Below are 12,373 nucleotides of genomic sequence, written 5' to 3'. Positions count from 1 at the left end.
TGTTTTCTGAAATTGGCAGAGGAACGGAATCTCTTTTTAACTAAAAGGACAAACAAAAAGGCCCGACTTCTGCCGGGCCTTTTTGTTTGTCCTTTTAGGGATGCTATTAATGAGCGATCACCACCTTTTTGCTGCTGCTGGCACCAGCAGTGCGGTATTGCAACAAGTACATGCCGTCAGGAAGGTCTTTCACTGAGATGTTTTTCTTAAACTCTCCAGGGAGGGCAGTGCTGGATGAGCGGTAAATTATTTGACCTTTCAAATCGGTTAAAATCAAGGTAACTTCTTCTTTCTTCACCAAGGTCACTGTTACGGTCAGCTCATCCTGAACCGGTGAAGGATACGCCTTCAAGGAAGCTGCCTGTAAGTCATCTGTTACGCCTAAACAGTTCCCAACCATAATGGTTTGGGTAGCCGAGGCCATACAGCCTTGCGCATTAGTATAGGTGTAAGTGATTGTGTGGGTTCCTTGTCCGGCTTCTGCGGCATTGAATTGGTTGTTGCTAACGCCTGGGCCACTGTAAGTTCCGCCAGCCGGGGAGCCGCCTGTCAAGGCAAACATACTTCTGTCTTTACAGATATTGGCAAAAGGCGTTAAACTAACAGTGGTAACAGGTAGTACGGTTACTGAAGTTGGATTGGAGATAGCGGAACAATTGTTTTCGTTAGTAACAGTCACAATATAAGAACCAGCGGTGTTTACGGTGATAGAGGGTGTGGTTTCACCAGTGCTCCAGAGGTAAGTATGCGCTGGTGAGGATGTTAGTGTGACACTGCCTCCTGGACAAAGGTCTGTAGATCCGCTAGCCTGAATGACAGGGCTGGGAAGTGGGTTCACCGTAACAGTCACTTGGGCAGTTTGGGTGCAGCCCTTGGCGTTAGTAGCAGTAACAGTGTAGGTAGTGGTTGCGGTAGGGCTTGCAACAGGCGTAGCACTGTTAGGATTGTCCAGGCCTAAGGCTGGTGCCCACAGGTAACTGGTACCTCCGGTGGCCGTTAGCCTAGACGATCCTCCTGCGCAGATAGAAGCAATAGAGGCAGTAGCAGTAACTACCGGCAAAGGATTGACAGTTACTTTTACTTGGTCTGTCTTAGCGCAGGTACCGTTAGGATTAGTGATCGTCACAGTGTAATTGGTAGTAACCGCAGGATTTGCTATTGGATTGGCAATAGTAGGATTACTTAGGCCAGTTGCTGGGCTCCAGCTATAGGTTAATCCACCGGAAGCTTGCAACTGGGCAGCTCCCCCAGCGCAGATGGCCACATCAGGTCCAGCGTAGGCAGCAGGGTTCACAGTTACTTTCACTACATCGGTAGAAGTACAGCCATTAGAGGTTACCGTTAAGGTATATTCTACTGTAATCGGCTCTGTGTTATCTCCCGGATAATTCAGGGTTGGATTAGCTATGTTTGTTCTGGACAGACCAATAGCAGGCGACCAGGAATAGGTATTGCCTGAAACGCTAGGAGTTCCTAATACCGTTGCTTGGCGGGAGCAAACCACTTTATCTAATCCTGCATTTGCTACCGGAATAGGGTTTACTTTCACAGTCACGGTCTTAGAAGTCACACAACCGGCTGCGGAAGTACCAGTAACGGTATAGATAGTAGTAGCCGTAGGTGATGCAATTGGGTTAGCAATAGTTGGGTCACTAAGTCCAGTAGCCGGGCTCCAGGAGTATGTGGTCGCTCCGGTAGCCTGTAACTGTACAGAAGATCCTAAGCAAATAGCAGGGGATGTAGGGGTTACTGTAAGTACTGGCAGTGGGCTAACCGTTACCAAGACTTGATCTGTGCGTGTACAACCATTTTCGCCCGTTACTGTTACCGTGTAAGTGGTGGTAGCAGTAGGTGTAGCAATAGGGTTAGCAATAGATGCGTCATTCAAGGTGGCGCTTGGAGACCAACTATATTTTACTCCGCCTGTCGCTTCTAATTGCACAGATTGCCCATAGCAGATGATTCTGTCAGGTCCGGCATTAGCCAAGGCAGGACGCACTACTACCTCAGCACTAGCTGTTGAGATGCAGCCATTAACGTTTGCTGTAACTGTATAAATACCAGATGCCTCTACTTCAGCCCCTTTTCTGGTGATAGTCCGGCCAGTTGCGGTAAAGCCATTTGGGCCTGTCCAGGTGTAAGTAGCATTGGAAATACTACTGGCGCTGATAGTTAAAGTACCGCCAGCACAAACCCCAGTGTTGGATGTGATAGAGGGAGTTGGAGGTAAGGGATAGATGGTGAGATTCTGTCCGTTGTTCTCTGTGATCATGCCTAAGGTGGGTTTTGACGCAACAACCCGAATGCGATAAGCAGTTCCGGCAACCTGATTTGTAGGAAGGGTTACCTGAATAGTGCCCGACCCAGTACCAGGCGCGGAGCCAAGAACTCTTGCACTGCTGAAGCTACCTGTATTGCTTGAAAGTTGAACGGTGAAAATGTTATCCGCTGGAAACACCACCTTGGTAGAATATGAGACTTGAAGCGTGGTTCCTCCGCAGAAGGGGGAGCCAGAAATAGGCAGGGTTCTAAGGGTATCTGAATTCGCTATAAAAGAAGCCTTTTTAACTGATGCTTCAGAATTGAAGGATATGAATCCAAGGAAGAGAAAAAAGGAGAGTAGAAGTGTTGATCGCATAGATTGAATATATAATTCTTTATATTTTCAGAGTATTCCCAAAGATATGGAAAGAATTATCTGCAAAACTAGTATCTAAGAAAAGTTAACTAATATTACTAGGTGAATGCATCTAAATAGGCGATTAGTTAACCAAAGTTCTGGTCTAGCGTTTGTTAGAATTAATAATAGGTGGGTGCAAATAGTGCTATTCTAGATTTTTTCTTCTAACCATAGATAGGTAAGTAGAAATAAAAAAAGAAATGCGGGCAGCCATAAAGGCAAGGGCTCCTGTCTTTCTAAAGCGGTGTGCATTTGAGCAGGGGACCTCTTTTGTATTCTCAAAGCAAATAGTCTTTGGTTTTTAGATAGTTGACTAAGCTTCCAAGCATTCTCTGGATAGACATACAGGAACCTTGAGCCTTCTGATAACTGAACACGATGCCAGCCTGTATTTTGCGGCCATTTTTGGCCAAGCTGTAAGTCTGGGATAAGCGTAGAAGTCTGTGCGTAAAAAGCAATAGAAGAAGAAAGAGAATCTTGGAGGCTTCGAAACTTCAAAGAAGCAGAAGAGAATGAAAAGGTAATGGGATGATGTACTTGGGGCGTTAACCATCCAGAGGTAATATGGAAGGTGTTTTCTTCCTCTGGTTTAGCCAAGGCCGTCAGCACGGAGGCCCAGTACTGCTGGTACAGCGTTTCTTTCCCCTCCAGTGCCAGCGGAAATGTCTCAGGCAACAGACTGATGCCCACCTGGCCCAGGCCTTTACGGGAGCGTACCACCAAAGCCTGCGTAGGATTCTGTTCCCAGGCCAGCGGCTGTTGTCCTTCTTTGGGTTGCAGCACGATGTTGCTCAATGGCAGCACTGCTTGGGCACTTGTTTGCTGGGGCCAACGCACGGCGCCGCTTCGGGCCGGTTTTTCAGAAATAAGCCGGAAAACGCCTTCGGTGAAAAAGGCCATGGGTTTGGGTGACTTCTGGGAAATAGCGGTAAGTACCCCCAGTCCTTGCTGGCGCACGGCTTGTTGCAGAGTCTGTTTCTCTTGGACGCCTAATCGTTGCAGGGTCAAGTCATCCAGCAGCACCACATCAAATTTCTTGAGCAGGGCGGGCGTGAGGCGGTTGAGGTTTTGCGCCGGCAAGTTCACCCATTCTGTGCTGTAGATGCCTTGGCTCACCTGGTTCCGGATGGCCACGCTGTGCCCCCGCTGAGCTAAGGCATTCTTCAGGAATTTCCCTTCAAAAGACGGGGCCGAAGAAAGCAAAAGTACGTTCAGCTGCCTCGGGACCTTTACGACTACTGGTAAGTTTTCTTGGTGTAAGGAGTCAACCTCGTCTTTCCACCGCAGCGTGTACACAAACTGCCCGGCAGTTTTGGGCGTGAACCGAAGGGAGAAAATTTGATCGGCTCCTTTTCTGATCTCTACCGAATCTCGTGACTTACCTGCCGCCTGCAGATACAAAGTCAGTTTCTTTTCTGCTGAGCCGTGGAATCTACCCTGTACTGATACTGCATCACCTAGCGTGATTTCCTGGGGCCTGGAGGCGGTCAGGACGCCGGCCGGTAAGTTGGATAGATGACTAACCAAACGTAGGGAATCTAGCATGGCCAGTTCTTCGGCCGGGAGGCCATAGCCCAGTACGTGTAGGGTTTTCACTGATGGGTGCTGTCGCCGGAATGAAGCCAGATCGGTTACTTGCCTGGCTTTCTCGCCCGCCACGCCGAAGGCATACACCTGGGGCTTGGGGCGCAGACGTTTCTGGAGGACGTTCAGGGTATCTGCATGATAGCCTTCCGTCAGGAGAATCGCTTCTGAGGCATTGTCGGTGCGGGTTATCTTGGGCGGCGCAAGGAACAAAACCAGGCAGGCCACTACCCCCCAGGTAGCCTGCAATCGCCAGAGGAGGCGCCTGCGGTCTGGGCGGCGCACAGCCAGCCAGGTGAACCAGGCACCCAGCAGAGCCGCTAATAGCAAAAGAAGAGGCAATGGAAGATGCATGGTTAGTTCAGCCGGTTAAAGTAATCCTGGGCCAGTTTCCTGGGAGCGCCAGAGGAAACCGGTTTTTGCGCCGATTTAATAGAAACAGGCAGAGAACGGTTCAGCGCGGCTTCCACGCGGCTAAGGCAATCCTGGCAGAGCGGTTTGCCGGTCCGGATATCCTGGGTGAGTTGCCGCACATCCTGCAGCGCTTGGAGGTATTGGCCGGGTTCGCGCACGGCGGCTTGGCCCAGTTCCTGACCAGCCCGCTCCAATAAAGCAGCATCAGTAGACGTCGGTTTGGTGCCTTGTCTGAGTTGGGCCACGCGCTGCAGTGCTTGGTGGGAGGCCAACAAAGTTTCCGCGGGTTTTTCTTTACGCTGTGCCTGAAAGGTCTGTACCTTACTTAAGTCCCCGGTGAGGCGCTTTTCGGGTTCTTTGAGGGGCGGAGGCTCAAAACCGCTTTTCTTCACATATACCCTTGATTTTTGCTGCACTTCTTTGAGCATGCGCAGGGCTTTGTACTCAAACGGCAGGGCTTCTTTGGGTCGGGCGGTGCGCAACCTAAGTTCGGCTTCCCACATCTGGGCCAGGGCGCCTTTTAGCTGGGCTTTGATGGCGGGTTCAAAAAACGTAGCCGCTTCTTCCTGATCGTGTTTGTGCAGGTAGGGGTCCAGTAGTTCGCCCATTCTGTTTTCGTGTTCGCTGCCCTCCTTTTTAGCGCCGTGGTCGTGGCCGTCATCGGCAGTGTGGCCCTCGGCTAACCCCTCAGGTAAAGCGGCGGCCCCTATATTCGATTCAAACTCTTCGCCCAGGAACTTGCCGTAGCGCAGGCGCAGCAGCTTCTGGTCTACCCCTATGTTGTTGGATCGCTCCTGAAACACGGCTGACGTGAGGCTTTTCTGTTCCTGAATCAGTTTCTCAGTGTCAATGATAATCTGGCGCTGGCTCCGGAAATACTCGGGGTTGGGGTTTACGCCTAGGGAGAGGTCATCCATGGTCTCCACCACGGTAGTGTCTTCAATCTCCACTAGGAAAGCCTCGGTGCGGGTGTAGCCCCGGTGGTTGTCATAGGCCTGCAAATAAAAGTAGAGTTCATCGCCGTAGGTCATGCGCAGTTGCTGTAGGTTCAGGGTCTGGACTAATTGCCTTTCCTTCGGCTGCCCGTTGAACGACAAGTTGAGCGGAATGCGCTGCTCCCGGAACTTCACGGCCTCGCCCTCGCCTTTGGCCACGGTGGCCACCAGATCGGCGGAGCGGAGCCCGTAGTCATCGCGGAGGGTTGCCCTGAGCTGCACCCGCTGCGGGTCCCCGAAGAGGATCTCGGTGTACTGTTTAGGCGTCTGGACCACGATGGAAGGCGCCTCGTCCGGGATCACTTCTATGGAGTAGAAATCTGAGGTCTGGCCGTTCAGGCGCAAATGGTACAGCGTGGCCTGCGTGAGGGTAAGAGAAGTAGTGTAGGTGTTCTCCTGACTTGCTACTTTCCGCAAGGTTACAGGCTTCTGGTTACTTAGCACCAACTGGAGAGAAGTAACGGCCTGGTTTGTCCGCACCGTCCAGGTGACCTTGGCTCCGACCTCGGCTTTGAAGGAGGGCGTAGTGACGGCGTAAGGGGCTTTGCGCGTGTAAGCGGGCGGCGAGATACGCAGGTTCATCTTTTCAATGGCCGGCAGAATGGCCTTGGCTACCGGGGCGTTCACATCAGATGAGGTGCCGGACCTTGTTGAAGCGGTTTTATCAGGTGTTTTGGTGAAATCAGGCAGAAACCAGAGGAGCATGGCTAATACTAAACCTGAGCCCAAGGCTATCCAGCCGTTCTTATATTTTACCCACGAGGCTTCCTTTACCGGGATTTGGGCCAAAGTTTCAGCGGTCCGTTGGCGCTGAAGTTTGCCCAGGAGTGGAAGTTCCTCCTCAGGTTGCAGTAACAGGTCGGCGCTTTCCTCTAACTGCGGATATCTTCGGTTCAGGTGCCGGGCTACTTTGAGCAGGTCCGTTCTCTTCTGAAGTTCCCGCCACCGCATGGCCTGTATTCCCAAGGTTAAGAGGATCAAAAGAACGCCCGCCGTTCCGCCGCCAACGCCGCCCCAATCGCGGTACATCCATACCAGCAAGGGTGCTACCATACCCAACTCCTGCAGCGCAAACAACCCTGCCTTCTGCCGGAGGTAGTTTGCCCGTACCTGTTCAAGAACAGTGAGAGCTGGGGCGATATGAGAGGTGGGTTGGGACAAAGCTTAATTGCGCAGGTAAGTAAATCTAAATGTAAGGATTAAGTCTAGTTGAAACATAGCGTCCTTCTCTCATTTGTCATCTTGGAAAGATCTTGTGGGCGAACTAGAAAAGCATTTAAGAAACGCTACTACCGTTTGCTCACAAGATCCTTTCAGGATGAAAAAAAGGGTGTTTGTTCATTTGTCAGGCGCTACTTCTTACCCTTCTCCCCGCCGCCCACCGTTCCAACACCAGCAACAGCGCCATCAATCCCACCAACCACGGCTTCACGTCTAGCACCTCTTCCGTTTTGGGGCTGTTTTCAGAAATAGAGGCGGTAAACGCGCGGGGACGTTCCAGGTCTTTCTGCAGGGTGCGGGTATCAAATCTGGTGAGCCAGGAAACATCCTCGGGGAAGAGCAGGCGCAGGAGCAGTTCCGGGAAGTGTCCATTATTGGGCAAGTCGTTCCAGGCGGGGTGGAAACGGCTGTAGAACCGGTAATGGGTTTGCAGCGCGTTCTGTGTCTGGGTGAGCATTGGATTGCCGTAGCCATCACGCCAGAGGACTTCATTGGTGGGCTTTTCTATAGCGGTGGTACGTTGGAGCAACGGTATGTTCTGGGAGACGCCGGGGATTTGCAGCCAAGAATCGGTTTTCTGCAGTCGGGTAGTTCCGGGGGCATCCTGGAGCGTTTTGAGGCTGTTTTTAGGAAAACGGGCCAAAAACGGAGCGATGGGTTCATCTGAGAGCCAGAAAAGCCAATCGGGAGCGACGGTGGGCAAAGGCTGGGCATCGGAAGTTAAGGCCAGGTTATAGGCGGCGCCCCGGTATTCCAGTGCAGCTTGCAGGGCTGCCCGCAGGTAACGAACATCGGCTTGTCGGGTTTTGCTGTGGCGAACTACAACTTGCAGAGGCAGTTTGGCCAAGGGAACGGTGTTTCGGGCGGCGCCCAGGAGGGTGAGGGAATCTGTGGTGGCGTGGGTGGTGAATTTAACAGCCGGAACTCCGGGAACAGAAATGGTTTGGCCAGAAACGGGTTTGGGGACGCTGCGCTCCAAGAGGGTCACTTGTTGGTCATCGCTCTGCCGGAAACGCAGGCGTAATTGGCCGGAGGTGGTGTAAAAGGCTTCCTGCAGCCAGAGGTTTGTTTGCGGGGAGCTCACGGGAATCCAGGTGAAGCTGGAGCGCATGGCCGGAAAGGCGCCGCGGTGGTGCCGGAGCAGATCGGTGGTGAAGATCCAGGCATGGGCACTAGGCGGCAGGCTGCGGTTGAGCACGCGTAGCATGGCCCAGGCGTTGGTGGAGTCTGGAGTGAGGCTATCAGTCTGGAAGGTGTGGAGCGGGGTCTCTTCGTTTAGGGGCAGTTTGGGAAAACGGGGCGCTAAACGGTGAATCTGCCAGCCTTTCTGGGCCAAGGAGTCTACGGTAGCGGCAATCTGCGGGAGGTACCGGGGCTGGAGCAGCTCGGGGTGCAGGTAGGCGTGTTTTTCGGGTACGGCGGGTACCTGGTGTTTCCATTGCGGGCCGGCCAACACCAATGCCAGGAGCACCAGCAAAAGACAGCGCAGAAGCAGAAGCCAGGGCTCGGAAAGGCGGAGACTGCTCAGTTTTTTGCTCTCGGAGGGTTGCAGCCATCGGATACTCCCTACCTGTACCGTACGGGGCGGCTTTTTATTCCATAAGTGAATGGCAATGGGAACGGCCACGCTGGCGGCGGCCCACAACCACCCGGGATGCAGAAACTGGAACAAACTAGGTAAGAGACTTCAGAGGGTAAGACATACAACGCCCGGCAGAACTGGGTTCGTCCCTTCCAAGATATGGAGTGTACCTTGAATATCCTAGTCTACCCGCTTAGGCACCAGGGGAGCACGGAATTACGGTTGCGGCGGACCACTCAGGGCTAGTTGGCTCTTGAGGTGACGGTCATACAAGATGACGGTTCCCGCCGAGGCCACGTTCATGGAGCTGGTGCCGGGTAACTGCACCAGGTAGTGACACCGCGCCCGCACCGCATTGGAAAGCCCGTGATCTTCAGAGCCCAGGAGGTAAATGCAGCGCTCAGGGTGCTGAAACTGCTCTACCGGCACGGCTTTGGGGTCCAGTTCCACGCCTACCAGTTGGCAGCTATAGGGCATGTGTTCGTAAAAGTCATCGAAGTCTGCGTAGTGGAACAGCGGAATATCCTTCCAGCTTTTGCCCGTGTCTGTGGATTGTTTCTTGTAGCGCCGCCCAATGGTGAACAGGAAACTGGCGCCCATGATAGACGCCGACCGCCACAGCGTGCCCACGTTGGTCTCGGTTTTGGGTTCCATAATGCCAATCCCGAAGTAGCCCTCAAACGGTGCCTTGTTTCTTGCCATGTTGTGCTGCCCCGCTGATGGTAAAGCTGTCCGGGAATGCGGCAAAGATAGCAGGACGGCTCTCCCTTTTAAGCCTGTTTTTACAAAAGAAGGCCCAAAACGAAATTTTTCTAAGCTCTTTTCCCCGGGTTGTAAAAACCTGCCCACATCTGGAATCACTGTCCAGAACTGGACACTTTTGAGTTGAGGTTGTGTGTATAAATAGTTGATAATCAATAATATATGTTATGGCATAGTGCTTGGATAAGGGATGGTGTCAAACCTTTAAGAAAATGGACAGAGAACTATCCCAAGCCGTAGTACAACAAGCCAAACGCCGCCGCATGTGGCAGATCAGCGCGGTGGTAGTGGCGGTACTACTAGGGGTTTTGGCTTTCAGGTCCGTCCTGAAAACGGAAGTCCCAAAATCGGAGCTTCGCTTTGCCACGGTAGAAGTTGGCGCCGTAGAGGCCTCGCTCACCGCCTCCGGGGTGGTGGTGCCAGAGGTAGAGGAAATCATCGCCAGTCCTATCCAGGCCAAAATTGAGCGCGTGCTCCATACCCCCGGCGACCACGTGGTGGCCGGTGAGCCGCTCCTGCTTCTGGACAAGCAGACTTCCCAAACTGCCTTTGAAAAGCTCAGGGATGAACAACAGCTGAAACAGAACAAAAACGCCGAGCTGGAAAACACCCTCCAGAAAAACGTGAACCAGCTCCGCTCCCGCTACGCCGTGCAGGAAGTAAAAGTGAGAAGCCTGCAAGCCGCCCTGGACGATGAGAAATACCTGCTCTCCATTGGTGGCGGCACCCAGGAAAACGTGAAGAAAGCCGAGATGGACCTCAAAGTGGCTTCGCTGGAACTCGCCCAGCTGCAGCGCCAGATCCAGGATGAGCAGGCCACCGCCCGCATAGGCATGAGAGGCGTAGGCTACGAACTGGAGATCCAGCGCCGCGACATAGGCCAATTGCAGCGCCAACTGGAGCAAGCCGATGTCAAAGCCGTGCGCAAAGGCGTGGTGACCTGGGTGAACGAGGAAGTAGGCGCCACCGTGAACGCCGGCGAGCCCCTGGCTCGTGTAGCCGACCTGAGCAGCTTCAAGATCAAAGCCACCATTTCTGATAACTACGCCGAGAAAGTGAAAGTGGGTGGCCCCGTGACGGTGCGGGTGAACGAGACCGATCTGCGCGGCGAGATCGCCAATGTGCAGCCCAAAGTAGAGAACGGCATCATCACCTTCTACGTGCGGCTGGAGGACAAAAACCACCAAACGCTGCGCTCCAACCTACGGGTAGAAGTCTTCGTGCTCACCGATTTCCGGCCCAACGTGCTGCGCGTGAAAAACGGACCTTTCTACACCGGGTCACCAGAGCAGGCCGTGTTTGTGGTGCAGGGCGACAAAGCCATCCGCCGAACCTTAAGAACCGGCGCCAGCAACCTGGACTTCGTGGAACTGCAGGGCGACATAGCCGCCGGCGAGCAGATCATTCTCTCCAACACCAAGGAGTACGCGCAGCTGAAGGAAATCCAACTTTCTGATGACTAAGCCAGGTCTTGCCATGAAAACGACTCTATTATATATAGTGCTGGTGAGTTTCTTCACTGTGCCCTTGGCGCAGGCGCAGCAGACCGCCGCAGAACCGGCCCGCCTCCTAACCTTAAAGGAGACCATAGACCTGGCGCTTTCCTCCTCCATCGCCTCCAAGCAGGCCTCCACCAACAAGACCAGCAGCTACTGGCAGTACCGTACCTTCAAATCAGATTATCGGCCGCAACTGTCACTCAGCGGTACTTTGCCGGATTTCTCAAGAAGCATCGTGCCCGTGATTCAGCCAGACGGTACCACAGATTTCAAGGCCGTGTCCATCAGTAATTCAGACGTGGCTTTGTCGGTGAGCCAGGCAGTAGGGCTTACGGGCGGACAGGTTTTTATCTCCTCGCAGAGCCAGCGCTTTGATGACTTCAACCAGGGCCTGCGCCGCTACAACTCTTTCCCGGCGGTGATCGGGTTCAAGCAGCCACTGTTCGGGTACAATGAACTGGCCTGGGCCAAGAAAGTGGAGCCGCTGCGGTTCCAGGAATCTGAGCGGCAGTACGCTGAGGACCGCGAGACCGTGGCCACCACCGCTACCCAACGCTTCTTTGAGGTGCTGCTGCAGCAGGTGAACTATGACATCGCCTCCAAAAACGTGGAAAACAACCAGGCGCTGTTCAAAGTGGCCGAAGAAAAATATCGGCTGGGGCGATTGTCCAGAAACGAACTCCTGCAACTGCAACTCAGCCTCATGAACGCGCAACTGGCCCAGGCGCAAGCCTCCACCGAGCTTAAAACTGTGACCATGCAGTTTGCCGCCTACGTGGGCCTGCCGCAGGGCGAGAAAATCGTGGTGCAGGCCCCCGATGCGGTGCCCACCCTGGAGGTGAATGAACAAGCTGCCCTGGAACAGGCCCGCCGGAACCGTAAAGAACGTTTCCAGAACGAGCGCAAGGTGCTGCAGGCACAACAGCAGGTAGCCGAAGCCCGCGGGAAAGGCGGTTTCAACGCTGACCTGTACGCCACCTTCGGGCTTACCAAAAACGCGAACAACTTCTCAGAGAGCTTCGCCAGTCCCGAGAACCAGCAGCAGGTCATCCTGGGGTTCAACGTTCCCATCGTGGATTGGGGCCGTCAGAAAGCCCGCGTGAAAACCGCCGAGGCCAAACTCCAACTCACCCAGTACACCGTGGAGCAGGAGCAGACCGCCTTTGAGCAGAGCGTGTTCACCCAGGTAAACCAGATTGAATTGCTGAAAGAAAGGCTCCGCATCACGGCCTCGGCAGATTCCATTGGGCAGGAGCGCTACAACATTACCAAGGCCACGTTCCTGGTGGGCCGCATCAGCATCACTGATCTGAACATCGCGCTGCAGGAGAAAGACCAGGCCCGCCGCGCCCACATCGCCGCCCTGCAGGATTTCTGGGTCGCCTATTACCGCCTGCGCGCCCTTACCTTATATGACTTTGAACACGGAGTATCTTTGTTAGTCGAAAAATAGCCTAACGCTGTTTCAGGCCTGTTTTTCGGAAATCGGGCCAGAAACGGGACAATCGAAAAACACGCATTTGAAAGTAGGGGCAATCCCTTGTGGTTGCCCTAACGGCGGCGGCAAACGTGAAGGGCAACCACAAGGGATTGCCCCTACAAACTAAGATTAATCAGCAAAAGTGAATCATCCCCC

General features: G+C 53.6%; 7 protein-coding genes. 2 read left to right on the top strand and 5 right to left on the bottom strand.

Annotated features, from left to right (window positions below):
- Window positions 1-106 precede the first annotated feature (106 nt).
- The 5 genes from J3P34_RS15780 to J3P34_RS15760 form a co-directional block, all read right to left on the bottom strand.
- The gene (locus J3P34_RS15780; RefSeq protein WP_210489622.1) at window positions 107-2,638 is read right to left on the bottom strand and encodes a T9SS type A sorting domain-containing protein; all 2,532 of its coding nucleotides are present in this window, start codon (window positions 2,636-2,638) and stop codon (window positions 107-109) included.
- A gap of 192 nt (window positions 2,639-2,830) precedes the next feature.
- Entirely contained in the window at window positions 2,831-4,618 is a 1,788-nt protein-coding gene (locus J3P34_RS15775; RefSeq protein ID WP_210489621.1) for a hypothetical protein, read from the bottom strand.
- A 2-nt stretch (window positions 4,619-4,620) separates the two neighbouring features.
- Window positions 4,621-6,834 (bottom strand): DUF4175 family protein, encoded by a 2,214-nt coding sequence (locus J3P34_RS15770; protein ID WP_210489620.1) that lies wholly within the window; start codon window positions 6,832-6,834, stop codon window positions 4,621-4,623.
- A 184-nt stretch (window positions 6,835-7,018) separates the two neighbouring features.
- Complete coding sequence (locus J3P34_RS15765) at window positions 7,019-8,566, bottom strand: BatA domain-containing protein (protein WP_210489619.1); 1,548 nt, start codon at window positions 8,564-8,566, stop codon at window positions 7,019-7,021.
- A gap of 126 nt (window positions 8,567-8,692) precedes the next feature.
- The gene (locus J3P34_RS15760; RefSeq protein WP_210489618.1) at window positions 8,693-9,178 is read right to left on the bottom strand and encodes an RNA methyltransferase; all 486 of its coding nucleotides are present in this window, start codon (window positions 9,176-9,178) and stop codon (window positions 8,693-8,695) included.
- Window positions 9,179-9,450: 272 nt separating this feature from the next.
- Between J3P34_RS15760 and J3P34_RS15755 the strand changes: the two genes are divergently transcribed.
- Window positions 9,451-10,701 (top strand): efflux RND transporter periplasmic adaptor subunit, encoded by a 1,251-nt coding sequence (locus tag J3P34_RS15755; protein WP_210489617.1) that lies wholly within the window; start codon window positions 9,451-9,453, stop codon window positions 10,699-10,701.
- A 13-nt stretch (window positions 10,702-10,714) separates the two neighbouring features.
- On the top strand, window positions 10,715-12,190 hold the full coding sequence (locus J3P34_RS15750) for a TolC family protein (RefSeq protein ID WP_210489616.1): 1,476 nt from the start codon (window positions 10,715-10,717) through the stop codon (window positions 12,188-12,190).
- The last annotated feature ends 183 nt before the right edge of the window (window positions 12,191-12,373 follow it).

The sequence above is a fragment of the Rufibacter aurantiacus genome (assembly GCF_017916345.1).
GTDB lineage: Bacteria > Bacteroidota > Bacteroidia > Cytophagales > Hymenobacteraceae > Nibribacter > Nibribacter roseolus.
This window is presented reverse-complemented; position numbering and strand designations above follow the sequence as displayed.